Annotated in this window: 25 protein-coding genes; 13 read left to right on the forward strand and 12 right to left on the reverse strand. The window is 57.8% G+C overall.

Annotation, left to right across the window (positions count from 1 at the left end; translation table 11 throughout):
* Positions 1–198: 198 nt before the first annotated feature.
* Complete coding sequence (locus GO007_RS21025) at positions 199–891, forward strand: EAL domain-containing protein (RefSeq protein ID WP_095103360.1); 693 nt, start codon at positions 199–201, stop codon at positions 889–891.
* A gap of 645 nt (positions 892–1,536) precedes the next feature.
* Here GO007_RS21025 and GO007_RS21030 read toward each other — a convergent pair.
* The 4 genes from GO007_RS21030 to ftrA all read right to left on the reverse strand — a co-directional run bounded on the left by GO007_RS21030 (position 1,537) and on the right by ftrA (position 4,362).
* The gene (locus GO007_RS21030) at positions 1,537–2,517 is read right to left on the reverse strand and encodes a GlxA family transcriptional regulator (protein WP_095103362.1); all 981 of its coding nucleotides are present in this window, start codon (positions 2,515–2,517) and stop codon (positions 1,537–1,539) included.
* A gap of 297 nt (positions 2,518–2,814) precedes the next feature.
* The gene (gene mgtS, locus GO007_RS21035; RefSeq protein WP_004102377.1) at positions 2,815–2,910 is read right to left on the reverse strand and encodes a protein MgtS; all 96 of its coding nucleotides are present in this window, start codon (positions 2,908–2,910) and stop codon (positions 2,815–2,817) included.
* A 169-nt stretch (positions 2,911–3,079) separates the two neighbouring features.
* Positions 3,080–3,295 carry a DUF4177 domain-containing protein gene (locus tag GO007_RS21040; RefSeq protein ID WP_095103364.1) on the reverse strand — a complete coding sequence of 72 codons (216 nt, stop codon included), beginning with the start codon at positions 3,293–3,295 and terminating at the stop codon, positions 3,080–3,082.
* Between the two features lie 53 nt (positions 3,296–3,348).
* On the reverse strand, positions 3,349–4,362 hold the full coding sequence (gene ftrA / locus GO007_RS21045; RefSeq protein ID WP_095103366.1) for a transcriptional regulator FtrA: 1,014 nt from the start codon (positions 4,360–4,362) through the stop codon (positions 3,349–3,351).
* A 68-nt stretch (positions 4,363–4,430) separates the two neighbouring features.
* Here ftrA and GO007_RS21050 point away from each other — a divergent pair, with 68 nt between their 5' ends.
* From GO007_RS21050 to urtE, 7 genes are all read left to right on the forward strand, one after another.
* On the forward strand, positions 4,431–4,823 hold the full coding sequence (locus tag GO007_RS21050) for a rhodanese-like domain-containing protein (RefSeq protein WP_095103367.1): 393 nt from the start codon (positions 4,431–4,433) through the stop codon (positions 4,821–4,823).
* A 195-nt stretch (positions 4,824–5,018) separates the two neighbouring features.
* Positions 5,019–6,122, forward strand: coding sequence for a cobalamin-independent methionine synthase II family protein (locus GO007_RS21055; protein ID WP_095103369.1), 1,104 nt, complete (start codon positions 5,019–5,021; stop codon positions 6,120–6,122).
* 174 nt (positions 6,123–6,296) lie between these two features.
* The gene (gene urtA / locus GO007_RS21060; protein WP_095103371.1) at positions 6,297–7,568 is read left to right on the forward strand and encodes an urea ABC transporter substrate-binding protein; all 1,272 of its coding nucleotides are present in this window, start codon (positions 6,297–6,299) and stop codon (positions 7,566–7,568) included.
* Between the two features lie 98 nt (positions 7,569–7,666).
* Entirely contained in the window at positions 7,667–9,232 is a 1,566-nt protein-coding gene (gene urtB / locus GO007_RS21065; protein ID WP_095103373.1) for an urea ABC transporter permease subunit UrtB, read from the forward strand.
* A complete protein-coding gene (gene urtC / locus GO007_RS21070) occupies positions 9,232–10,305 on the forward strand; it encodes an urea ABC transporter permease subunit UrtC (RefSeq protein ID WP_095103375.1) in 1,074 nt (357 codons plus the stop codon). The genes urtB and urtC overlap by 1 nt, the downstream gene beginning before the upstream one ends.
* On the forward strand, positions 10,305–11,102 hold the full coding sequence (gene urtD / locus GO007_RS21075) for an urea ABC transporter ATP-binding protein UrtD (protein ID WP_095103377.1): 798 nt from the start codon (positions 10,305–10,307) through the stop codon (positions 11,100–11,102). Before urtC ends, urtD begins: the two co-directional genes overlap by 1 nt.
* 9 nt (positions 11,103–11,111) lie before the next feature.
* On the forward strand, positions 11,112–11,810 hold the full coding sequence (urtE, locus tag GO007_RS21080; protein WP_095103379.1) for an urea ABC transporter ATP-binding subunit UrtE: 699 nt from the start codon (positions 11,112–11,114) through the stop codon (positions 11,808–11,810).
* A gap of 48 nt (positions 11,811–11,858) precedes the next feature.
* Here the strand turns inward: urtE and GO007_RS21085 are convergent, their stop codons facing one another.
* The gene (locus GO007_RS21085) at positions 11,859–12,329 is read right to left on the reverse strand and encodes a helix-turn-helix domain-containing protein (RefSeq protein ID WP_095103579.1); all 471 of its coding nucleotides are present in this window, start codon (positions 12,327–12,329) and stop codon (positions 11,859–11,861) included.
* Positions 12,330–12,445: 116 nt separating this feature from the next.
* A complete protein-coding gene (gene ydeE / locus GO007_RS21090; protein ID WP_095103383.1) occupies positions 12,446–13,642 on the reverse strand; it encodes an efflux MFS transporter YdeE in 1,197 nt (398 codons plus the stop codon).
* Between the two features lie 193 nt (positions 13,643–13,835).
* On the opposite strand from ydeE, the gene eamA reads away from it, so the two are divergent.
* Entirely contained in the window at positions 13,836–14,735 is a 900-nt protein-coding gene (gene eamA / locus GO007_RS21095) for an O-acetylserine/cysteine exporter (protein WP_095103386.1), read from the forward strand.
* A gap of 44 nt (positions 14,736–14,779) precedes the next feature.
* On the opposite strand, the gene marB is transcribed toward eamA, so the two are convergent.
* The 3 genes from marB to marR are packed head-to-tail and all read right to left on the reverse strand — an operon-like array spanning position 14,780 to position 15,849.
* Entirely contained in the window at positions 14,780–14,986 is a 207-nt protein-coding gene (gene marB / locus GO007_RS21100; RefSeq protein ID WP_095103387.1) for a multiple antibiotic resistance protein MarB, read from the reverse strand.
* A gap of 30 nt (positions 14,987–15,016) precedes the next feature.
* Complete coding sequence (gene marA, locus GO007_RS21105; protein WP_004862191.1) at positions 15,017–15,397, reverse strand: MDR efflux pump AcrAB transcriptional activator MarA; 381 nt, start codon at positions 15,395–15,397, stop codon at positions 15,017–15,019.
* A 17-nt stretch (positions 15,398–15,414) separates the two neighbouring features.
* On the reverse strand, positions 15,415–15,849 hold the full coding sequence (gene marR / locus GO007_RS21110; protein ID WP_041145638.1) for a multiple antibiotic resistance transcriptional regulator MarR: 435 nt from the start codon (positions 15,847–15,849) through the stop codon (positions 15,415–15,417).
* Between the two features lie 215 nt (positions 15,850–16,064).
* Between marR and GO007_RS21115 the strand changes: the two genes are divergently transcribed.
* Positions 16,065–16,733, forward strand: coding sequence for a MarC family NAAT transporter (locus GO007_RS21115; RefSeq protein ID WP_095103389.1), 669 nt, complete (start codon positions 16,065–16,067; stop codon positions 16,731–16,733).
* A 61-nt stretch (positions 16,734–16,794) separates the two neighbouring features.
* Here GO007_RS21115 and GO007_RS21120 read toward each other — a convergent pair whose 3' ends face one another.
* Positions 16,795–17,991 (reverse strand): sugar transporter, encoded by a 1,197-nt coding sequence (locus tag GO007_RS21120; RefSeq protein ID WP_095103394.1) that lies wholly within the window; start codon positions 17,989–17,991, stop codon positions 16,795–16,797.
* Positions 17,992–18,192: 201 nt separating this feature from the next.
* Here GO007_RS21120 and GO007_RS21125 point away from each other — a divergent pair, with 201 nt between their 5' ends.
* A complete protein-coding gene (locus GO007_RS21125) occupies positions 18,193–18,984 on the forward strand; it encodes a PhzF family phenazine biosynthesis protein (RefSeq protein ID WP_095103401.1) in 792 nt (263 codons plus the stop codon).
* A 104-nt stretch (positions 18,985–19,088) separates the two neighbouring features.
* Here GO007_RS21125 and GO007_RS21130 read toward each other — a convergent pair whose 3' ends face one another.
* On the reverse strand, positions 19,089–20,033 hold the full coding sequence (locus tag GO007_RS21130) for an L-lactate dehydrogenase (protein WP_095103404.1): 945 nt from the start codon (positions 20,031–20,033) through the stop codon (positions 19,089–19,091).
* A 145-nt stretch (positions 20,034–20,178) separates the two neighbouring features.
* Between GO007_RS21130 and GO007_RS21135 the strand changes: the two genes are divergently transcribed.
* A complete protein-coding gene (locus GO007_RS21135; protein WP_095103405.1) occupies positions 20,179–20,661 on the forward strand; it encodes a GNAT family N-acetyltransferase in 483 nt (160 codons plus the stop codon).
* On the opposite strand, the gene ptrR is transcribed toward GO007_RS21135, so the two are convergent.
* Positions 20,615–21,493 carry a putrescine utilization regulator PtrR gene (ptrR, locus tag GO007_RS21140; protein WP_095103407.1) on the reverse strand — a complete coding sequence of 293 codons (879 nt, stop codon included), beginning with the start codon at positions 21,491–21,493 and terminating at the stop codon, positions 20,615–20,617. The two genes, GO007_RS21135 and ptrR, sit on opposite strands and share 47 nt — an antisense overlap.
* Positions 21,494–21,611: 118 nt before the next feature.
* On the opposite strand from ptrR, the gene sad reads away from it, so the two are divergent.
* Positions 21,612–22,997, forward strand: a complete 1,386-nt coding sequence (sad, locus tag GO007_RS21145) for a succinate-semialdehyde dehydrogenase (RefSeq protein WP_095103409.1) — start codon at positions 21,612–21,614, stop codon at positions 22,995–22,997.
* The last annotated feature ends 56 nt before the right edge of the window (positions 22,998–23,053 follow it).

Here is a 23,053-nt window from a genome sequence, read left to right on the forward strand (position 1 = left end):
TGATTTTGAATCTAAAACAAACCAAGTCAATGTTCGCACTCCCTGGTGCCTCAATCAATCGATTCGTCTAATCGATCGATATAGATCTTGTGATAGGTTTTGCCTATCAAATGATCTTTATCGATCATTTTAAACTATTTCTTTTTGGTTTTTATTTATGTGATGATTAGGATTAATCCTACTCACGGTGTTTTGTTAATGATAAAGAATAGTGAGGAAATTGATTATTACAGTTTTGTTTTAGAGCCATCATTCAAGAGTGATGGTTCTGTACATTCATGGGAAATATTGACCAGGAATGTATGTAAAAAGAATTCTAATAATGAGTTTTCCAATGAAAAACTATTGCCTTTCTACTTGTTAAATGAGCAGGAGAGGATAGATGTTTTCAATAAACAGTTATTGATAATCCCTACGCTGGATCCTTCGAGGACAGAAGGTAAGCCAATTTCAATAAATGTTGATAGCTTGATTAGTGATTACATACTGTGTGACAGATATCTGTGTGATTACATTAAGCAACATAGCAATATTACTGTTGAGATTAATGAGGGATTTCATGAATTCAAAAAATGTAGCAGTATGGTAGAGTTAAATTCGCTTTCAAAATTGTGTCCGGTGTGGTTGGATGATTTTGGTCGCGGATTTACAAGTGTTAAATTACTTGAATCATTCAGGTTTGGGTGTATCAAGATCGATAAGGATTATTTTTGGGAAATTGAGAATGATTTTGATTTCTCTGAAAAACTAAAAAAAATAAAAAGCTATAGCGACTTCGTCATAGTGGAAGGAGTTGAAAAAATAGAGCAAAAAAAGAAGGTTTTCTCTGTTGATGAGATCGCATGTCAAGGGCGACTATGGGAAAGTCATTACTACTATATTAAGTGTTAATATAAATCATGCACAACGATAAGAAATGTCCATTGTGTGGCGCTGGTTTAATCAATGAAAATCACTGCCACAGTTGTAACGCTTTATTGTCAGCCTCGCACAGCGGGGCTTTTTTCGCTTAATTTCAGAGGGTACTGGCATAAAAAAGAATATCGCCAGTCATGCCGCCAGTACGCCTTGGCTCTTAGCCTGCTAACCATGCGCTGAGTGATGCTGAGGTGCAACTGATGTATGGCGGGTATCTGCAGGGATACTTCGCCCGAAGAGGGCTACCAGCTGCTCTGACCTCTGAAATAAACCTCGTAGAACTGAGATTTTTCTTAGATGATGCGTAGTGCGCGAAGACGCACACAGCAATAATATCAATCAGTATTTTCCCCCGGTGTGCCTCCGGGGGAGTTTTTTGGTTTTAATCAGTCTCTATTGTTCCGTATGCAGGCGTGGCGCCAAATGCCGCCAGTATTTACAGTTAAACGGTGAAACAGGTTCATAACCAACGGTAAACGCTACGGCAGCACCGCGGTATCCCTCAATACGGCCAAAACCGTTAATACCGACCTTTACCATGATCAACTCCTTATCTGTTGTCTCTGAAGCTAATGTAGGCCGGTCACCAGTTGGCGTAAATGACAAAAAAGGATCACTTTACGCCATTTTACGACAGTGAAAGCGCTGGCGATATTCACCAGGCGTGATGTGAAGCTGTTTTTCAAACAGCCGTCGCAGGTTAATGCTGCTGCCAAATCCCGTTTGTTCGGCGATACGATCCAGCGTCTCGTTGGTCTGCTCCAGACGCTGCCGGGCAGCGGCCAGACGTGCTTCGGCGACGTAGCGCGCCGGCGAAGCGCCGGTTTCCCGGGTAAACACGCGGGTGAAATTACGTGGGCTCATGGCGACTTTTTCCGCCAGTTTATCCACACTGAGGTCGGCGGTAAGGTTCTCGAGCAACCAGGCCTGCAGATCGCTAATGGGGCCCAGGGTGCTGGTCTGCTGCAGGTTGTAGCGGCTAAACTGCAGCTGGCCCCCGGGACGGCGCAGGAACATGACGAAGTCCTGGGCGATGTCGCGCGCCAGATTGAAGCCGTAGTCCTCTTCAACCAGCGCCAGCGTCAGGTCAAAGCCGGAACTGACCCCGCCTGAGGTCCAGATGCGTTCGTCCTGAACGTACAGCGGACCGCCTTCGACGCGCACCTGAGGAAATTCTGCCTGCATGGTTTCCAGCAGCTTCCAGTGGGTGGTGGCTCGTCTGCCGTCCAGCAGCCCGGTTTGCGCCAGCAGCATCGCACCGCCGCAAATGGATGCAATGCGGCGGGCATGGGGAGCGGCAAGGCGCAGCCAGTCAACCACTGCAATCCCTTCCTGCGGGTTTTGACCTCTGCCGGTGATAATGATGGTATCGAGTGGCTCGCGTGGGTCTATTTCATGCAGGCGATGATCTGCCAGTAGATTTAAGCCGGACTGACCATGAATCACCTGATGCGGCTGGGTTGTCGCTAACTGAACCTGGTAACAGATATCCAAAGCGCCTTCCGGGTGCAGGCGGTTGGCCTGCATCAGAATGTCGGCAATACCGGCGGATTCAAACAGCATGCCGCCGTCGGGGACAATGATGAGTATTTTCTTCATGTCCTGAAAAGTAATCTTTTTGCAGAGTAAGTCAACAGAAGATACGCAGACGGAAAAAGTCTTATCCCTGCCGTAGCGACAGTACCGCTTCTGGCTGATGGTTTGATGTGGAGTTGCCTGCCAATGTCCGTCATTTGTTTAGCGCGTCCGCCAGCGCGGCTCTGATGCGCAGGCTAAATAACGCAACGCTGAATTTTTCGTGATGAGTGTAACGCTATGATCGGGAAGCAAAAAGCAGAACGCCCCTTGATGCATAAGCAGCAAGGGGCGTTTAAGGGTGGGGATTATCGCCGTTCATCAGTCATCCCATTTGTGGCTTAGATACGCGGCAAGAAAACCAAAGAACAGGATTGTTCCCAGTACTGCCATAAATACATGCATATTTCCCAGCATGATTAACCTCCATAAAGTTTCGATTTGCGCTAAGTTGTCCTTATTGAACAGGGTGTACGGTTGTTGAGCATAGAGTAGCCGGCGAAACTTCAACCGGATGTTAACAAAAGGTATTATTTACGATCTAAATACATAGCCCGCGCCAGCGGCGGGCGGGCGAAGAGAGGGATCAGAGGGCGCGTTCAGGTACGAAAAGATAGGCTTCCCGCGACCAGAAAAGGCCGGTACGGCGCCTTTCCACGGACATCGTTTTCACTTCCCAGCCCTGCATGGTGTACTCATTCAGGAAACGGCTCATTTTATCGGGGTCCGCTTTTGCCTCACCGAAAAACATACTTCCCAGTATCCCTTCCTTATAAAGAACCACGCGACACTCTTTTTTCATCGGGGCAAGCTCCTTGCGCTAGCTATATAAAGTTAAGCCATTGTGCTCTGTCGCTACGGTTTTACAACCGCGGGGGGAGAAAACTTCTTGCGGTACTGCAGCGGGCTGAGGGCAAACTGCTGGCGAAAGTGATGGCGCAGGGCGCCGGCATTGGCGAAGCCGCAAAGCTCGGCGATCTTCTCCACGCTAAGCCGGGTATCGACGAGATGCTGCGTGGCGCGCTGCAAACGTTCATCCAGCAGCCAGCGCGCGGGGGTTTTGCCGGTTGCCGCCTCAAAGCGGCGTAAAAAGGTGCGCGGGCTCATGCCGACGCGCTGCGCCAGCGAGGCGACGCTATGGCTGACCGCCAGCTGCTGATGCAGGAAGTCGAACAGCAGGCCCAGGCGCTGGCTTTCCCGCGCTTTCGCCACCGGGCGGACAACCTGCTGGGCCTGGGCGCCGTCGCGGTGCGGCGAGATAACCAGCCGGCGGGCAACCGTATTCGCCGCATCAATGCCGTAGTCTTCGCGCACCAGATGCAAACATAGATCGATGCCCGCGGCGCTGCCTGCCGATGTCATCACGTTCTCGTCGCCCACGTACAGCACATCGTCGATGACCTCCACCTGCGGGTAGCGCTGGCGCAGCTGGTCGGTATAGCGCCAGTGGGTTGTCGCCCGGCGGCCGTTAAGCAGGCCGGCGGCGGCGAGCACGAACACGCCGGAACAAATCGAGATGATGCGACAGCCGCGGGCGCGGGCGGCAACCAGCGCCGCGCAGAGCTCTGCGGGAACCGGGGCATCAATCCCGCGCCAGCCGGGTACCACAATGGTCTGCGCCGTGTTGAGTAAATCCATGCCGCCATCGGCCACCAGCCGTATACCGCCGGTCGCGCGAAGCTCGCCGCTGTCGACGGCCGCTACCGCAAACTGATACCAGCCGGCGCCCATTTCCGGGCGCGGCAGGCCGAAGATCTCTACCGCCACGCCAAATTCAAAGGTACAGAGGCCATCGTAGGCCAGCGCAACCACCCGATGGCGTGACAACGTCACGGTGGAGATTGGCATGATTTCAGCGTTTTCTGTCATGGTTGCCAGCGGATAACAAAGAGAAGGTGTCATTAAATTAGTGGTATCACAGACAAGGAGAATACGCCATGAGTGTTGTTACCGAATTTACCCCTGCCGCACCCGCCGAAGCCGCCGCCTGGTTCCGCAAAAAGCTGGGTCTTGAAACCGATTGTGCTGACGTCTACCGGGCGATGAGCGAAGGCGAAGCCGATTTTGTCCTGCTGCACGTCGTCGGCAGCGCGGAAGCTTTTGCCCGCCGCCATCTTCCCGGCGCGCTGCATATCCCGCATCGACAAATTGATGCCGCCAGAATGAGCGAATGGCCGGCGGAGACGCTGTTCGTGGTTTACTGCGCCGGCCCGCACTGCAACGGCGCGGACGTCGCGGCGCTGCGGCTGGCGCTACTAGGGAGGCCGGTGAAGCTGATGATCGGCGGCCTGACCGGCTGGCAGGACGAAGGGCTGCCTTTCGCGGATTGAGGCGAGCGGCGGTCAGCCTGCGGAGGTAAGGCTGACCGCTGGATGAAATTATTTCATCAGCCATGAAATTTTCTCGTTTGCCGATCGCCATGCCGCGTGCCAGTATTTGGACATATAGCCATCCAGAAGTCTATAAATTCAAATAATGAACTATCACGGTGGGCAACTAAACCGGCCCGCCGCTAAGGAGACACCATGCAACGTTCACAGGCCCCGTTCCGCGCTGATATCGTCGGCAGCTTCTTACGTCCGAATGCGATCAAGCTGGCGCGCCAGCAGTTTGCCGAAGGCGCCATTGATAGCGGGCAGCTGCGGCGGGTGGAAGATGAAGCGATTCGCCAGCTGGTACAGCAGCAGTGTGACTGCGGCCTGCACGTGGTGACCGACGGGGAGTTTCGTCGCGCGTGGTGGCACTTTGATTTCTTTGACGGCCTGCAGGGCGTCGAGCGCTACGATTCGGATCACGGCATCCAGTTCAACGGCGTGCAGACCAGGGCGCACGGTATCCGGGTGACCGATAAGCTGGGGTTTGGCGAACATCCGATGCTGGAAGACTTTCGTTTTCTGCAAAGCATCAGCGGCGACGCGCAGCCAAAAATGACCATTCCCAGCCCGAGCGTGCTGCATTTCCGCGGCGGGCGTAAAGATATTGATTCCACCGTCTATCCGGACCTCGCCGACTATTTTGCGGACCTGGCGATCACCTGGCGCGATGCGATTCGCGCGTTTTATGACGCGGGCTGCCGCTATCTGCAGCTGGATGATACCGTCTGGGCCTACCTGTGCTCCGACGAACAGCGCCAGCAGGTACGCGACCGTGGGGAGGACCCGGACGAGCTGGCGCGGATCTATGCCAGGGTGCTGAATCAGGCCCTGGAAGGCAAGCCGGATGATTTAACCATCGGCCTGCACGTCTGCCGCGGCAACTTCCGCTCCACCTGGATCTCCGAAGGCGGCTACGAGCCGGTAGCGGAAGTGCTGTTTGGCAGCGTGAATGTCGACGCGTTCTTCCTTGAGTACGATAACGACCGCTCCGGCGACTTTGCGCCGCTGCGCTTTATCCGCCCGGGCCATCAGCAGGTAGTGCTGGGGCTGATTACCACCAAAAATGGCGAGCTGGAAAATCCCGAAGGGGTTAAGGCGCGGCTGGCGGAGGCGGCGCAGTACGTTTCTCTGCAGCAGATTTGCCTCAGCCCGCAGTGCGGCTTTGCCTCGACCGAGGAGGGAAATGCGCTGACCGAGTCGCAGCAGTGGGATAAAGTCCGCCTCGTCACCGGGGTGGCCGCTCAGGTCTGGTAATCTCTCTTCTTAGCGCAGCGTTGCACTATTTTGAGGCAACGCTGCGCCTCCAGTTTTACGCTCCCGCCGCGCGCCGCGCCTTCAGGTTGTTCAGCAACCTGGCATCTTTTTTGCCTTATCACTTCCGGTTAGTCGTTAATTCATTTTTTGTTTTTGCGATATTCAGGAGTGAACATGCAGCGTCGAACACTATTAAAAGCTTTTGCACTCTCCGCCTCTGTCATCAGCATGGGCTACACGTTTCCGGCTTTCGCCGCCGACACCATTAAGGTCGGCATTATGCATTCGCTCTCCGGGACGATGGCCATTTCCGAAACGCCGCTAAAAGACGTCGCGCTGATGGCGATCGACGATATTAACGCCAAAGGCGGCGTGCTGGGCAAAAAGCTCGAACCGGTGGTGGTGGACCCGGCCTCGAACTGGCCGCTGTTTGCGGAAAAAGCCCGCCAGCTGCTGACTCAGGACAAGGTTGCGGCGGTCTTTGGCTGCTGGACCTCGGTGTCGCGTAAATCGGTTCTGCCGGTATTCGAAGAGCTCAACGGGCTGCTGTTCTACCCGGTACAGTACGAGGGCGAAGAGATGTCGCCGAACGTCTTCTATACCGGCGCGGCGCCAAACCAGCAGGCTATCCCGGCGGTGGAATACCTGTTAAGCGAGGACGGCGGCGGCGCGAAGCGTTTCTTCCTGCTCGGGACGGACTACGTCTATCCGCGCACCACCAACAAGATCCTGCGCGCCTTCCTGCACGCCAAAGGGATTCAGGATAAGGACATCGAAGAGGTCTACACCCCGTTCGGCTACAGCGATTACCAGACGATTGTCGCCAATATTAAGAAATTCTCGGCGGGCGGAAAAACCGCGGTGGTCTCAACCATCAACGGTGACTCCAACGTTCCGTTCTATAAGGAGCTGGCGAATCAGGGACTGAAGGCCACCGATGTCCCGGTCGTCGCGTTCTCGGTAGGGGAAGAGGAGCTGCGCGGCATCGATACCAAACCGCTGGTCGGCAACCTCGCGGCGTGGAACTACTTTGAGTCGGTCGATAACCCGACCAATAAGCAGTTTGTGGCCGACTACCGCGCCTATGCCAAGGCCCATAAGCTGCCGAACGCCGATACCGTCGTCACCAACGATCCGATGGAAGCCACCTGGGTCGGGCTGCATATGTGGGCTCAGGCGGTGACCAAGGCCGGCACGACCGATGTTGATAAGGTTCGCGCGGCGATGGCCGGGCAAACGTTTAAAGCGCCGTCCGGCTTTACCTTGACCATGGATGCTACCAACCATCATCTGCATAAGCCGGTGATGATCGGTGAAATCGAAGGCAACGGTCAGTTCAACGTCGTCTGGCAGACCGACGATGCGGTGCGCGCCCAGCCGTGGAGCCCGTGGATCGCCGGTAACGATAAGAAGCCCGATCATCCGGTAAAAACCGCCAGTAACTAAGCGTCACTCAGCGTCACCTTCCCGGGCTACGGCCCGGGAAGGTGGAACGTGCTTTAACGAGCGTACGGGCGACCCGGAACGCCACAAGGAGAGCAATCATGAAGGCGCTGCGCATCATGGGTTACTACTTCGCGCTGCTGGTGATGATTTTGCCGTGGCGCGCGCAGGCGGCGGACGCGGATGATTTCGTGACGGCCAATCGCAGCCAGCAGGCGCGGTTGCTTGAGCAGTGGGCCGCGGCCCCGCAGGCGCAGCGTCTGCCGCTGCTGCGCGCATTAGCGGCGGAAACGCTGCAGGTTGACAACAGCGGCCACGCCTTCAGCAATCAGCAGGCGCTAGGCGCGGCGGCGGAACCTTCTGGAACCCCCAAACCGGTGCGGCTCACTAACCGCCTGCGCAATTTGGCTGCCGGCGCGCTGGCCACGCATCTGCTGGTGAGTGACAGTGTCACCGAAAGGGCGGCGGCGGTGAAGATACTGCAGCGCGAAGCGACGCCCGAAATGAGCGGGCTGCTGCAACAGCGGCTGGCGGCAGAAACGGATGATGGCATCAAGACGCAGCTGGAGATGGCGCTTGCTCGCCTTCAGTTGAGCAGCGCAGACGGCGAACAGCGGCTGGCGGCCGTTGAGCGGCTGGGGCGCTCCTCCGACCCTGAAACTCAGGCGCTGCTGATGCCGTTTACCGATGCGCAGCATGAACCTGATGTTCGCGTACGCAGCGCGGCGGCCGGGAGTCTGAGCCAGATCAAACAGCGGCTGCTGCTCGGCGAAATCCTCGGCCAGGCCTTTATGGGGCTGTCGCTCGGTTCGGTACTGCTGCTGGCGGCGCTGGGGCTGGCGATCACCTACGGGCTGCTGGGGGTCATCAATATGGCCCACGGCGAAATGTTGATGATAGGGGCCTACAGCTGCTGGCTGGTGCAGCAGGCTTTGTCCCAGTTCGCCCCGCAGTGGCTGGCGCTCTATCCGCTGATTGCGCTGCCGGTGGCCTTTCTGGTCACCGCCGGGATCGGCATGGCGCTGGAGCGTACCATTATTCGCCATCTCTACGGACGCCCGCTGGAAACGCTGCTGGCGACCTGGGGGATCAGCCTGATGCTCATCCAGCTGACGCGCATGCTGTTTGGCGCGCAAAACGTCGAGGTGGCGAACCCGGCGTGGCTATCCGGCGGCATGCAGGTACTGCCCAATCTGATCCTGCCGTGGAACCGGCTGGCGGTCCTCGGCTTTGTGATCCTCGTCCTGTTCTTTACCTGGCTGATCCTGAATAAAACCCGTCTGGGCATGAACGTGCGGGCGGTCACGCAGAACCGGGCAATGGCCGCCTGCTGCGGCGTACCGACCGGCCGGGTGGATATGCTGGCGTTTGGCCTCGGCTCCGGGATCGCGGGCTTAGGCGGCGTCGCGCTGTCGCAGCTCGGCAACGTCGGGCCGGAGCTCGGTCAGGGCTATATCATCGACTCGTTTCTGGTGGTGGTGCTGGGCGGCGTCGGTCAGCTGGCGGGAAGCGTGGTGGCGGCATTTGGCCTCGGGATCTTTAACAAAATCCTCGAACCGCAGCTGGGGGCGGTGCTGGGCAAAATTCTGATCCTGGTGCTGATTATTTTGTTTATCCAGAAACGCCCGCAGGGGCTGTTCGCGTTAAAAGGCAGGGTGATTGACTGATGAGCCAACCGATGACCTTACGACTTGCGCGCAAAGCGCCCCGGCCTCTGCAGTGGCTTGGGCTGCTGGTGCTAATCGCGCTGCTGAGCATGCCATTTCTGGCGCTGCTGCCTCAGTCACACCCGCTGGCGGTGCCTACGTGGCTGCTGACCCTGACCGGTAAGATCCTCTGCTACGCCGTTGTCGCGGTGGCATTGGATCTGGTGTGGGGCTATGCCGGCATGCTGTCGCTGGGCCATGGCATCTTCTTTGCGCTGGGCGGCTATGCGATGGGCATGTATCTGATGCGCCAGGCGGCCGGCGACGGTCTGCCGGCGTTTATGTCATTCCTGTCGTGGACCGAGCTGCCGTGGTTCTGGTGGGGAACCCAGCACTTTGCCTGGGCGATGCTGCTGGTGGTGCTGGTTCCCGGGCTGCTGGCGCTGGTTTTCGGCTGGTTTGCCTTTCGCTCCAAAATCAAAGGGGTCTACTTTTCGATAATGACCCAGGCGCTGACCTACGCCGGAATGCTGCTCTTTTTCCGCAACGAGACCGGCTTCGGCGGCAACAACGGTTTTACCGGTTTCACCACGCTGCTCGGCTTTTCCGTCACCGCCACCGGCACCCGTGCGGCGCTGTTTATGGCGACGGTACTGCTGCTGCTGTTAACGCTGTGGATAGGCTTTCGCCTCGCCACCAGCAAGTTCGGCCGCATTCTGACCGCGGTGCGCGACGCCGAAAACCGGCTGATGTTCTGCGGCTACGATCCGCGCGGCTTTAAGCTGCTGGTGTGGACGCTCTCGGCCGTGTTGTGCGGGCTGGCGGGGGCGCTGTACGTCCCGCAGGTGGGGATTATTAACCCTGGCGAAATGTCGCCGACCAACTCGATTGAGGCCGCTATCTGGGTGGCGCTCGGCGGCCGCGGAACCTTAGTCGGCCCGGTGCTGGGCGCAGGGCTGGTCAACGGCGCGAAAAGCTACTTCACGATGGCGATCCCGGAGTACTGGCAGCTGTTTCTTGGACTGATTTTTATCATCGTCACGCTCTTTTTACCGCGTGGGGTGATTGGCCTGCTGCGTAAAGGAGATCGCTGATGCAACCGGATGAAGGCCTGTTTACCCGCCAGCAGCCGACGGATCGTTTTCGTGAGCAAACCGATCCGGTGCTGCAGCTGGAAAAGATTAACGTCAATTTTGACGGCTTCCAGGCGCTGACCGACCTCTCGCTGCAGATTGGCGTTGGCGAACTGCGCTGTATTATCGGGCCCAACGGCGCCGGGAAAACCACCCTGATGGACGTGATTACCGGCAAAACCCGGCCGCAGAGCGGCAGGGCGCTGTACGATCAGTCCATCGACCTGATGTCCCTTGACCCGATCGCCATTGCCCGTCAGGGGATTGGGCGCAAGTTTCAAAAGCCGACGGTCTTTGAAGCGCTGACGGTGGCTGAAAATCTTGAGCTGGCGCTGAAAAGCGATAAATCGGTCTGGGCCAGCCTGCGCGGGCGGCTGAACTCGGAGCAGGAGGACCGCATCAGCGATACCCTGCGCCTGCTGCGTCTGGACGCCGAACGCGGCCGGCAGGCGGGGCTGCTGTCGCATGGACAGAAGCAGTTCCTTGAGATCGGCATGCTGCTGGTGCAGGAGCCGCATCTGCTGCTGCTGGATGAGCCCGCCGCTGGTATGACCGACGCCGAAACCGAATATACCGCCGAGCTGTTCCGCACCCTCGCCGGGGAGCATTCGCTGATGGTGGTCGAGCATGATATGGGATTTGTTGAAACGATTGCCGACCGGGTGACCGTTTTGCATCAGGGACAGGTGCTGGCGGAAGGCTCTCTGCGCGAGGTGCAGGCCAACGAACAGGTGATTGAAGTTTATCTTGGACGCTAAGGAGCGCCGATGCTGCAGGTTAACCAGTTACATCAATACTATGGCGGCAGCCATATTCTGCGCGGCGTCGATTTTGCTGCCCGACCGGGAGAGATTACCTGCCTGCTGGGGCGCAACGGCGTAGGTAAAACCACACTGCTGAAGTGCCTGATGGGGCTGGTCCCGGCGCGCAGCGGCGAAGTGATATGGCAGGATAAGACCATCACGGCGCGCAAACCCCATCAGCGCGTACAGGCGGGGATCGCCTATGTCCCGCAGGGGCGGGAGATTTTTCCGCGCCTCACCGTTGAAGAGAACCTGCTGATGGGCCTTTCTCGCTTTGCCGCCCGCGATGCGCGTCAGGTTCCGGAGGAGATCTATCAGCTGTTTCCGGTGTTAAAAACGATGAAGCAGCGGCGCGGGGGCGATCTCTCCGGCGGTCAGCAGCAGCAGCTGGCGATTGGCCGCGCGCTGGCCAGCCGGCCGCAGCTGCTGATCCTCGATGAGCCGACGGAAGGTATTCAGCCCTCGGTGATTAAGGAGATCGGCGAAGTTATCCGCCAGCTGGCGAACCGTGGCGATATGGCGATCCTGCTGGTCGAGCAGTTCTATGATTTTGCCGCAGCTCTTGCCGACCGCTACCTGGTGATGTCGCGAGGAGTGATTATTCAGCAAGGAAAGGGCGCGGATATGGAAGCCGAGGGCGTGCGCGGAATGGTGGCTATCTAGGCCGCAATAGCCGTTAAGCGCGGCGCCGGGCGTCGCGCTTAACGGAGTCTACTTACGCAACAATCGCTGCAGCCGCGCCTGGCGCCAGCTGCGGGTCAATCCGCCGAAAACAAACAGCCGTGCCGCTCTCACCAGCAGCAGCGCGCCCCAGATAGCGGCTACCCATGCGGACCAGTAGTTTTCGGGGCTGGTGACCCGGTTTAGCACCGCCAGCAGAACGCAAACCACCACCGCCACCGACAGCGAGCGGAAGAAGCGGCTCTCCTGATGGACCCGCTCTTTGGCTTCCTCAATACGTAAATCAAGGGATTCTTCGTGCCCGACGGGGGCGTCGCCGCTCAGTTCGGCTACGTTAACCTCAAACACGGCGGCGAGGGCGCTGAGCGTTTCCAGGGCCGGCCGATCGCCGTTTTCGATGCGCTGAATGGTGCGCACGCTGACGCCGGCCAGTTCGGCCAGCTGCTCCTGAGACCATGCGCGCTGCAGACGTAACTGTTTAACCTGATTAATGCTGTTCATCATATCTATCTCCGGGTGAAACCTGAGATGCAGCGTGATGCTTTCCGCCGTCGGCCGCCACGATCTCCTGCCGACAGTAACCCGACACCGACCCGACAGCCGCATGACGGCAGGCTTCAGGCGCTGGCGACCGGATAACCTTTTTGCCGGGGAGGATTGTTCATGCCGCGGAAAATCATCAGCCATGCGGCGATAATCGCCACCATCAGCACCACAAACAGCGACCAGTGCGGCATGTGGGTCAGGATCGCCCCGGTGATCATCGGGTTAAACGCGGCGCCAAGCCAGCCTAACGACTGGGCGGAAAAATAGCTGGCCTTCATGCCCGCCGGCGCAATGTTGTCGATCAGCATATATTCCCCGGGAGCATAAATAATTTCCCCCAGGGTAAAGACCGCCGCCGACACGCCCCACAGCAGCAGGCTGCTGCCGGAAAGAATAAACCCGCCCAGCCCGATGACAAAGCATAGCGTGCCAAAGGTCATCAGCGGGCGGATATTGCGCGCGTTCAGCCTGCGCCCGACGGCGTACTGCAGCGCCACCACCACGGCGGCGTTAACCGGTAAAACCACCGCCACCACTTTTTCAGCAAAGTCGCTATCGGCGACCACCAGTACATACTGGGAAATACAGGAGGCGAAAGAGCCGCCGACAAACGACGCCAGCAGCCCGGAGAGCGTAAACCACATTAGTGCCCGGTCGCGCAGCAGAACCGAGGGCGACCACTGGCTGCCAGTATCCGCAGCGATAGCCGCCGATGTCCGCTGGACGAAGAGCTGGATAAACACCAGCGGAAACGCAGCGCAGGCCGCGGCCAGCCAGAACGGCAGGTTAATGCTGTGCATCACCAGCAGGGTGCCAAGCGGGGGGCCAACGGTCCAGCCGATATTGAGGAAGGTATAGTTGAGCGAGAAGATCCGCGCCTTTTTTTCCGGCGACAGAACGTCGGCAAACCACGCCTTTAGCACGGTGGAGAAGACGGAATAGGCGCAGTTGATCAGAGCGAAGAAAAAGACCACCAGAGAGACGCTGTTCACCAGCGGGATTGCCACAAAGCCGCAGATAAAGGCCGTAACGGCAATCAGCATATAACGCTTTTTATCGAACTTATCGGCCAGAATGCCGAACCCCATGCTGAACACCACGCCGACCGTCAGGGCGATAGACATGGCATAGCCGATTTTATCTACCTCCAGCTGATACTGGCGGGTAAGAAAGATGGTCATAAAAGGAAGCGTCGCGCCGCGGCCGATGGTGAGCAGCAGCGATGAGGCCAGCAGCGCTATCGTTGAGCGCCTGAGGGTCGGTATCATTTTTTCCTTGCCTGATAAATGTTATTTTTTGTGGTGCTATTCACAAATAACATGGTCTTTCAGGCTTGTATAGCATTCCCCTATGTCGGAAGGGGCATTACGACCCTGCTAAAAATAATGATCTATCCGGATGACGATTTTTTCGTTACTTTGATTTCATTGATAAAAATTAGCGTAGTAACCGAGGCGGGGTATGACACGTAAAGACGGGCTGCTGGCACTGCTGGTGGTGGTCGTTTGGGGGCTTAATTTTGTGGTTATTAAGCTCGGGCTTCACAATATGCCGCCGCTGATGCTGGCGGGGCTGCGTTTTTTACTGGTCGCCTTCCCGGCGCTGCTGTTTGTGGCGCGGCCAAAAATTCCCCTGCGCCTGCTGCTGGGCTACGGCCTGACGATCAGCTTTGGGCAGTTCGCCTTTCTGTTCTGCGCCATCGGCCTCGGCATGCCCGCCGGGCTGGCTTCGCTGGTGCTGCAGGCGCAGGCTTTCTTCACCATCATCCTCGGGGTGTTTACCTTTGGCGAACGTCTGCAGGGCAAGCAGCTGGCCGGCATCGCGCTGGCGATTTTCGGCGTGCTGGTGCTGATAGAGGCGAGCCTCGGCCCGCAGCATGTGCCGGTGGTTGGGTTTATGCTGACCCTCGCGGCGGCGCTGAGCTGGGCCTGCGGGAATATCTTCAATAAAAAAATCATGTCCCGGCAGGAGAAGCCGCAGATCATGTCGCTGGTGGTGTGGAGCGCGCTGATCCCGGTGCTGCCGTTTATGCTGGCCTCATACCTGCTCGATGGCCCGCAAAAAATGGTCGCCAGCCTGCTGCAGATCGATCTGCTGACCGTGCTTTCGCTGCTCTATCTGGCGTTTATCGCCACGATTGTCGGCTACGGGATTTGGGGTTCGCTGCTCGGGCGCTATGAGACCTGGCGGGTGGCGCCGCTCTCGCTGCTGGTGCCGGTGGTCGGGATGGCCAGCGCCGCGCTGCTGCTTGGCGAAACCTTGAGCGGACTGCAGCTCGTCGGGGCGGTGCTGATTATGGCCGGGCTGTATATTAACGTGTTTGGCCTGCGGCGCATTCGCGTCGGCGCGGCGCGGGGATAAAAAAAAGCCCCGAATATCGGGGCTAAAAAACCGGAGTCGTGCGGTTAGTTGTAGTAGGGCACGCCTAGCTCATCTGACTTGTCGCTACCGGCAGCCATATGATTGAAATCAAACGGCGAATCGTTATGTTCGGAAGGCATTATCATCGCATCGCGGTGGTTATGACGAACCGGAGTAGTGGTTTGCTCCGCATAGCTCTGACCAGAGGTCAGCGCTACCAGCACAAGGGCGGCGGAAGCGAATAGTTTCATGATTTCCTCAATACGTCTTTTTGCAGGCGATTAACAACAGTTGTTCAGTGGCATCAGATAGCGGGATTCACCCGGCATATTTGTCATGCGATATTTATGCGGCGGAACGTCGAAATAGTTTTTAAAGGTTCGGGTCAGCGTTTGCTGTGATTCAAAACCGTAGCGCTCCGCCAGATAGAGGATCGGCTCGTTGCTCTGCTTGAGCTTCTGCGCGATCTCGGTCAGCTTGCGGCTGCGGATGTACTGGCCTAGGGAGTGACCGGTCTCTTTCTTGAACATTCTTTGCAGGTGCCATTTAGAGTAACCTGAGCGCTCAGACACTTTTTCCAGCGACAGCGGCGATTCCAGGTTATCTTCAATCCACGACAAAATACTATGGATAGTGATGGCGTCGTTATTGCGTCTGGACATCATCTTACCTCTTCTTATTACGGCAGGACTTTCTTGAGTAAATACTCAAGGGTGACCACTTCATCCGCCGACAGATTTTTTGTTAACTCCTGGTGCAATTTCTGACCCACAACCTGATGACATTGCTCACATAGCGCCGCGCCGTCTGGCGTTAGCTGCACCAGCACGCCGCGTTTGTCAGTGGGGTTGGGTAACCGTTCAATCCAGCCTTTACAGACCAGGCGATCGAGCATGCGCGTCATTGCGCCTGGGTCGACCGAGAGCACGGTTTTCAGCTCAACGGGGGTAATGCATACTTCGCAACGAATGGAACAGAGCACCCGGAACTGGGTGGAAGTGATATCCATCGGTGAGAGGTACTCGTTGAGCAGGCGATCTTTTTTCTGGTTAACCATCTGGATCAAGCGACCGAGGGGGATCATTTCGTTAAACAGGTCACTTGTGCTTTTCACAATGGTTGCCCAGGCAATTATTTAATTGCTGTGGATATTATTGCCCAGGCAACAATAAGTCAACCTGATGGATTCGGCGATGACACGATTTGCTAAAGCACGCCCGCGCAGGGGCTGCGAGGAAAATATCAGCGCTGGTATGATACCGACGACCAACGTTATACTCAGAGAGTAAAATTTTTAATTGTTTAATATTAACAGGGGCTTAATTAATCATGATGGAACTTTTTAAAGCGATAAGTCTGGGGCTGGTGGTGATTTTGCCGCTGGCAAACCCGCTCACGACCGTCGCATTGTTCCTCGGGCTGGCGGGCAACATGAACAACGCCGAGCGTAACCGACAATCGCTGATGGCCTCGGTATATGTCTTTATCATTCTGGCGGTGGCGTGGTATGCCGGCCAGGTGGTGATGAATACCTTCGGTATCTCAATCCCCGGTCTGCGTATCGCCGGCGGGCTGATCGTGGCCTTTATTGGTTTCCGGATGCTGTTTCCGCAGCAGAAGGCGCATGACTCCGTGGAAGCCAAAATGAAATCGGAAGAGCTGCAGGACGAACCGACGGCCAATATCGCCTTTGTCCCGCTGGCTATGCCGAGTACCGCCGGGCCGGGTACCATCGCGATGATCATCAGTACGGCGTCGACGGTGAAACACGGCGTTGAGTTTCCGGAATGGGTGGTGCTGGCGGCGCCGCCGATCACCTTTGCGCTGGTGGCGCTGATTCTGTGGGTCAGCCTGCGCAGCTCCGGGGCGATTATGCGCATGGTCGGGAAGGGCGGCATCGAGGCGATCTCCCGCCTGATGGGCTTCCTGCTGGTGTGCATGGGCGTGCAGTTTATTATTAACGGGGTGCTGGAGATCATTACCACCTATCATGTCTGACCGGTGAATGGATAAAAAAAGCCGGGCAGCGTGGCGCTGCCCGGCTTTTTTATGGTGGCTATCAGGAGTGGTGAGGCCGCTCTTCCAGCGACACCGGCCAGCGGCGGAAGATCATCACCGACCAGACCAGCGCCACCAGCGCCGGAATGGCTCCGACGTAGCCGATGGAGGCCATTGACATATGGGTGCTCACCTGGCTGCCGACCAGCGCGCCGGCGCCGATGCCAATATTAAAGATCCCCGAGAATAGCGACATGGCCACGTCGGTAGCATCCGGCGCCAGCGCCAGTACCTTAACCTGCATTCCCAGGCCGATTATCATAATCGCCACGCCCCAGAAGATGCTCAGCAGCATCAGGTGGTTGGCATTTTGCGATGCCGGCAGCAGCAGCAGCAGACAGGCCAGCAGCAGGCCAATCGCGACATTAATCAGGCCCGAAGCGTGCTGATTGCCCAGTTTACCGAACAGCACGCTGCCGATAATCCCCGCGCCGCCGAGCACCAGCAGCAGCACGGTGGCGAAATTACCGCTCAGACCGGCCACCGTCTGCACAAACGGTTCGATGTAGCTATAGGCGGTGTAGTGCGCCGTCACCACGATAGCGGTCAGCAGATAGATGCTGAGCAGCGCCGGGCGGCGAAACAGCAGCGGCAGGCTTTTCAGCGAACCGGAGTGCTCGCTGGGCAGCTTCGGCAGCAGCTTGTAGAGACACACCAGCGTCACCAGCGCGCCGAGGCCGATGACCAGGAAGGTCGTGCGCCAGCCGAAATACTGGCCAACGATGCGGCCGATTGGAATACCGAAGACCATAGCCAGCGCGGTGCCGGTAGCAATCAGGCTCAGCGCCTGGGCGCGTTTTCCCGCTGGCGCCATGCGGATCGCCAGCGCCGAGGTAATGGACCAGAACACCGCGTGCGCAAAGGCGATACCGATACGGCTGATCACCAGCACGTTAAAGCTCCACGCAAAAAACGACAGCACGTGGCTGGCGATAAACAGAATAAACAGGCCAATCAGCAGGCGGCGGCGCTCCATCTGGCTGGTGAGCAGCATAAACGGCAGCGACATCAGGGCCACGACCCACGCGTAAATAGTCAGCATTATGCCGACCTGCGCGGTTTCCATGCCGAAGCTGTCGGCAATATCTGACAGCAGGCCGACCGGCGCGAATTCAGTGGTATTAAAGATAAAAGCGGCGATCGCCAGCGTGACTACCCGAAGCCACGCGACCTTGCGTGAAACCGTGTTTGTAATCATAGGTTCTGAACTGAGTGCTTAGAAGAAGAAGAGAAGGCGATCTTAAAACGATTGCTGCTGAAAATACAATCATTTTGTGATCTGCGTCTCATTATGCCGTCGCGGAAATAAAATGGCTAACAGATTAATTTTTATATAGATCGTGTGCATATCCCGCTTTTATGTCATGTTGAGGATAAGTAAAAAAAAAGGACTACGACAATGCAAAAAATTGATTTTTATCTGGTGGATGCTTTCAGCGATCGTAACTTTGGCGGCAACGCCGCGGCGGTATGCCCGTTAACCGAGTGGCTGCCGGACGAGACGCTGCTGAAAATGGCCCAGCAGCACAATCAGTCGGAGACCGCCTTTTTCGTGCGCACCGATGAAGGCTATGAGCTGCGCTGGTTCACGACGCAGTATGAGATAAACCTCTGCGGCCACGCCACCCTGGCGGCCTCGCACGTTATTTTTGAATATCTTGACTATCCCTCTACCACCATCGTTTTCAGCACCCGTTTTGTCGGCGAGCTGCGGGTTACGCGCAACGGCGACTGGCTGACCCTGGACTTTCCGGCGTGGTCAGCGGAGGAAGTCGCCGCGCCGCCCGCCGAGCTGTTTGCCGGGCTGGGAATCAGCCACGCGGTGGACGTGCGGGTTGGGCGCGACTACCTGGTGGTGCTGGCCGATCGCCAGCAGGTCGAAGCCGTCCGTCCGGATATGCACCAGCTCCAGCGGCTTGGCAAAATGGTCTGTATCAGCGCGGCGGATGAGGAATATGACTTTGTCAGCCGTTTCTTCTGTCCTGGCGAAGGGGTTGCCGAAGATCCGGTCACCGGCTCGGCTCACAGCATGCTGATCCCTTACTGGGGCGAAAGGCTTGGCAAAACGCAGATGCAGGCGCGTCAGGTATCGGCTCGCGGTGGCGATCTGCGCTGCCAGTGGCAGGGGGAGAGGGTGCTGATCGGCGGTCAGGCGATAATCTATCTGACTGGCACCATCACCCTACGCTAAGGAAAATCGTGAAAGAGGCTGCAATGTCTCCTGGCGGCAGGCTCTTTCTGCGCTGAGTGGCGTCGCGGGGGCCGCTCGCGACGCCTGTGGCGCCAGGCCATATCTTATTCGAGGCGGGCGATATTGGCTTTTATCACCGCCACTGAATGACGGAACTTCTCACTTTCCTCCGGCGCTAGCTGCAACTCTATAATCTGCTGCACGCCGTTTTGCGCCAGCACGGCCGGTACGCCGACCGCTGCGCCGCGAATACCGTACTCGCCATCGAGTATGCAGGAGATGGCCAGCGCGCGGTGGCTACCGGTAAAGATATTGCGGCAAATCTCGGCGATGGTTCCGGCGACGCCATATTCGGTGCAGCCTTTACCGGCATAGATCTCAAACCCGAGTTTGCGCACCCGGTCGGCGATTTGCTGACGGTCCAGCGCCTTACCGGTATGTTTTTGGTAAACCTCGGCAATCGGCGAGCCGTACACCGACGAGTGGGACCACACCGGAAACTGGGTATCGCCATGTTCGCCGAGAATAAAAGCATCGATACTCTGGGCGCCAATATCCAGCGCCTGCGCCAGCAGGCGGCGCAGGCGGGTGGTATCCAGCCAGACGCCGGTACCAATCACCTGGCCGCGCGGCAAGCCGGAAAGCTGCCACACCTGCCAGGTAATAATATCGCAGGGGTTGGTGGCAATCAGGAAGATACCGTTGAAACCGTTGTCCATCATCCGCGGGACAATGCCGCGGACGATTTTCGCCGTACGGGCCAGCTCGTCCAGGCGACTTTCGCCCTCTTTCAGCGCGCCACCGGAGACGGTGATCACCGCGATATCCACATCGGCGCAGTCGCTGGCATCGCGTACTGAAATGGCCATCATTCCCGGCATATAGGCGGCGGCGTCGCTAAGGTCCTGAGCGTGCGCCTGGGCCCGCGTTTTATCAAGATCGACGAGGATCAGCTCTTCGCAGATATTCTGGTTTAATAATGCATAGGCCGCCGAGGTGCCGACATTGCCTGCACCGATGATCATCACCTTGCGCGCTTTGCTATTCATGGTCCGCTCCTGATATCAACCGTCATGGCATAAAATTACTGCGGCTCAATTGGTTAGCGCAAGAGGATGCCGGAGGTATAAGTTAATGCTATGAGAAACGGGTGTACGCGTTGCGCTACAGTGGCTCAAAAAAAGGAGCTCGCCTATGTACACCATCGCCCCGACCTCGTTGTCCCATCCCGATCTCACCGCCCTTATTGCCCAACTGGACGCTTTCCAGGAGTCGCTCTATCCGGCGGAGAGTAACCACCTCGTTGACCTGAGCCAGCTAAAGGCGGAGTCGGTTATCGTGCTGCTTATCCGGGATGAAAACCAGCAGGCGGTGGGCTGCGGAGCTATCGTCCTCGGCGACGATGGCTTTGGCGAAATGAAGCGGGTGTTTATCGACCCCAGCCATCGCGGGCAGATGCTGGGTGAAAAGCTGCTGCAGGCGCTGGAAGAAGAGGCCCGCCGGCGCGATTGCCACACCGTGCGTCTTGAGACCGGCATCTATCAGCAGGCCGCCGTCAGGCTCTATACCCGCAGCGGCTATCAAACGCGCAGCGCTTTTGCTCCCTATCAGCCCGATCCGCTGAGCCTGTTTATGGAGAAACTGCTCGTTGCCGATCTTCGTTCAGCAGCGCTATAAACGCCTCCAGCTGGCGGGTTTTCGCCCCGCGGCGCCACACCAGCCAGGTGGTTAGCCAGCGCCACTCTTCGGCAAGCGGCCACGCGGAAACCTGCTGATGGCCGGGCATACTCTCCAGCATGCTGCGCGGGATCAGCGCCAGCCCGGCCCCGGCAATCACGCACGCCAGCATGCCATGATAGGACTCCATCTCATGGATCCGCCCGGGCGTGGCGCGATCGGCGTGAAACCAGCTTTCAAAATGCCGTCGGTAGGAGCAGTTGGCGCGAAACGCGTAAACGTTGACGCCGTTCACCTCGCTGGCGCGGGTAATGGGGGCGTGGCCCACGGGCGCGACGATCATCATCTCCTCCGGAAATACCGGCAGGCCTTCGAGGCCGGGGTGCACCAGCGGGCCGTCGATAAATGCCGCGCTCAGGGTGCCTTCGAGCACGCCGTCAATCATATTGCCGGAAGGGCCGGTCGAGAGCGCCAGATGGATTTTCGGATAGCGCTGGTTATAGAGCGCCAGCGCCGAGGGGATCCTTACCGCGGCGGTGCTCTCCAGCGACCCTAGCGAAAACAGCCCCTGCGGCTCATCGCCGGCAACCACCATTCTCGCCTCGTCGACCAGCGCCAGGATCTGCTGGCTGTAGCGCAGAAAGCTATGGCCGGCAGGAGAAAGGCGCAGGCGCTGGTTCTCGCGGATAAACAGCTCAACGCCGAGGTCGGCCTCCAGCTGGCGAATGCGGGTGGTGAGGTTAGAAGGGACGCGATGCACCTTCTGAGCGGCCTGGGTAATGCTGCCCGTCGCGGCGACGGCGTTAAACATCTCAAGCTGGGTCAGGTCCATAGTCTTCTTCTTTCGTGAACAGGTTGCTTAATATTATTCATTTTCAATGAATGGAAGCGTAAGCCAGAATGAGGTCAGTTCGCAATCAACATTCGCCATCAACACAGAGAGAATAACGATGAATTTATCTGCAACTCATGCGGTTTCCCTGAACCCGACCACCGGTGAAATTGTGTCGTCTCTGCCCTGGGCTACTGAACAGGAGGTCGATGCGGCTATTGCTCTCGCGGAGCTGGGCTATCGCCAGTGGCGCGCGACAGGCGTAGACCAGCGCGCCGCTGCGCTGCGTCAGGTCGGCAGCGTCCTGCGTAGCCGGGCGGAAGAGATGGCGCAGATGATAAGCCTGGAGATGGGTAAGCCGATTGCCCAGGCCCGCGGCGAAGTGACCAAATCGGCCAATCTCTGCGACTGGTATGCCGAGCACGGTCCGGCAATGCTGAAAACCGAAGCCACCCAGGTCGAAGATAATAAAGCCGTTATCGAATACCGCCCGCTGGGCGCCATTCTGGCGATTATGCCGTGGAACTTTCCCCTGTGGCAGGTACTGCGCGGCGCGGTACCGATCCTGCTGGCAGGCAACAGCTATCTGCTCAAGCATGCGCCGAACGTCATGGGCAGCGCGGCGCTGATCGGCGACATCTTCACGCAGGCGGGGCTGCCAGCCGGCGTATTCGGCTGGGTCAACGCCACCAATGAAGGCGTATCGCAGACCATTAACGATCCGCGCATAGCCGCCGTGACGGTGACCGGTAGCGTTCGCGCCGGGAAGGCGATTGGCGCCCAGGCCGGAGCCGCGCTGAAGAAGTGCGTCCTCGAACTGGGGGGATCGGACCCGTTTATCGTGCTGAATGATGCCAGCCTGGACGAGGCGGTGAAAGCGGCGGTGATCGGACGCTACCAGAACACCGGACAGGTGTGTGCGGCAGCGAAGCGCTTTATTGTCGAAGCCGGGATTGCCGATGCGTTCAGCAAAAAATTCGTTGCCGCCGTTGAGGCGCTGAAAATGGGCGACCCGCGCGACGAGGCCAACTATCTGGGGCCAATGGCGCGTTTTGACCTCCGTGACGAGCTCCATCAGCAGGTGGCGGCGACGCTGGCGGAAGGGGCGACCCTGCTGCTCGGCGGCGAAAAGGTTGCCGGCGCCGGTAACTACTATGCCCCGACGGTGCTGGGTAACGTGACCGCTGAAATGACCGGCTTCCGCCAGGAGCTGTTTGGTCCGGTCGCCACTATAACCGTGGCTCGCGACGCCGCGCATGCCCTGGAGCTGGCTAATGACAGCGAATTTGGCCTGTCGGCCACCGTCTTTACCGCCAGCGCCGAAGAGGCCGACCGCTTCTCCCGTCAGCTGGAGTGCGGCGGGGTCTTTATCAATGGCTACAGCGCCAGCGACGCGCGGGTGGCCTTTGGCGGCGTGAAAAAAAGCGGTTTCGGCCGCGAGCTCTCGCACTTTGGGTTGCATGAGTTCTGTAACGTGCAGACCGTATGGAAAGACCGCCGCTAATCGACGTTAGCGCCTGACGCCCGTCGCCGCGCTCTGCTATACTCGCAGCCCGAATT

Origin of the sequence: Klebsiella sp. 10-1 (assembly GCF_009758445.1) — a bacterium.
GTDB lineage: Bacteria > Pseudomonadota > Gammaproteobacteria > Enterobacterales > Enterobacteriaceae > Klebsiella > Klebsiella scottii.

Coding starts and splice junctions, on each gene's coding strand:
- GO007_RS21025 (WP_095103360.1), top strand. CDS start 199: ATGATAAAGAATAGTGAGGAAATTGATTATTACAGTTTTGTTTTAGAG.
- GO007_RS21030 (WP_095103362.1), bottom strand. CDS start 2,517: ATGAAGAAAATACTCATCATTGTCCCCGACGGCGGCATGCTGTTTGAA.
- mgtS (WP_004102377.1), bottom strand. CDS start 2,910: ATGCTGGGAAATATGCATGTATTTATGGCAGTACTGGGAACAATCCTG.
- GO007_RS21040 (WP_095103364.1), bottom strand. CDS start 3,295: ATGAAAAAAGAGTGTCGCGTGGTTCTTTATAAGGAAGGGATACTGGGA.
- ftrA (WP_095103366.1), bottom strand. CDS start 4,362: ATGACAGAAAACGCTGAAATCATGCCAATCTCCACCGTGACGTTGTCA.
- GO007_RS21050 (WP_095103367.1), top strand. CDS start 4,431: ATGAGTGTTGTTACCGAATTTACCCCTGCCGCACCCGCCGAAGCCGCC.
- GO007_RS21055 (WP_095103369.1), top strand. CDS start 5,019: ATGCAACGTTCACAGGCCCCGTTCCGCGCTGATATCGTCGGCAGCTTC.
- urtA (WP_095103371.1), top strand. CDS start 6,297: ATGCAGCGTCGAACACTATTAAAAGCTTTTGCACTCTCCGCCTCTGTC.
- urtB (WP_095103373.1), top strand. CDS start 7,667: ATGAAGGCGCTGCGCATCATGGGTTACTACTTCGCGCTGCTGGTGATG.
- urtC (WP_095103375.1), top strand. CDS start 9,232: ATGAGCCAACCGATGACCTTACGACTTGCGCGCAAAGCGCCCCGGCCT.
- urtD (WP_095103377.1), top strand. CDS start 10,305: ATGCAACCGGATGAAGGCCTGTTTACCCGCCAGCAGCCGACGGATCGT.
- urtE (WP_095103379.1), top strand. CDS start 11,112: ATGCTGCAGGTTAACCAGTTACATCAATACTATGGCGGCAGCCATATT.
- GO007_RS21085 (WP_095103579.1), bottom strand. CDS start 12,329: ATGAACAGCATTAATCAGGTTAAACAGTTACGTCTGCAGCGCGCATGG.
- ydeE (WP_095103383.1), bottom strand. CDS start 13,642: ATGATACCGACCCTCAGGCGCTCAACGATAGCGCTGCTGGCCTCATCG.
- eamA (WP_095103386.1), top strand. CDS start 13,836: ATGACACGTAAAGACGGGCTGCTGGCACTGCTGGTGGTGGTCGTTTGG.
- marB (WP_095103387.1), bottom strand. CDS start 14,986: ATGAAACTATTCGCTTCCGCCGCCCTTGTGCTGGTAGCGCTGACCTCT.
- marA (WP_004862191.1), bottom strand. CDS start 15,397: ATGTCCAGACGCAATAACGACGCCATCACTATCCATAGTATTTTGTCG.
- GO007_RS21115 (WP_095103389.1), top strand. CDS start 16,065: ATGATGGAACTTTTTAAAGCGATAAGTCTGGGGCTGGTGGTGATTTTG.
- GO007_RS21120 (WP_095103394.1), bottom strand. CDS start 17,991: ATGATTACAAACACGGTTTCACGCAAGGTCGCGTGGCTTCGGGTAGTC.
- GO007_RS21125 (WP_095103401.1), top strand. CDS start 18,193: ATGCAAAAAATTGATTTTTATCTGGTGGATGCTTTCAGCGATCGTAAC.
- GO007_RS21130 (WP_095103404.1), bottom strand. CDS start 20,033: ATGAATAGCAAAGCGCGCAAGGTGATGATCATCGGTGCAGGCAATGTC.
- GO007_RS21135 (WP_095103405.1), top strand. CDS start 20,179: ATGTACACCATCGCCCCGACCTCGTTGTCCCATCCCGATCTCACCGCC.
- ptrR (WP_095103407.1), bottom strand. CDS start 21,493: ATGGACCTGACCCAGCTTGAGATGTTTAACGCCGTCGCCGCGACGGGC.
- sad (WP_095103409.1), top strand. CDS start 21,612: ATGAATTTATCTGCAACTCATGCGGTTTCCCTGAACCCGACCACCGGT.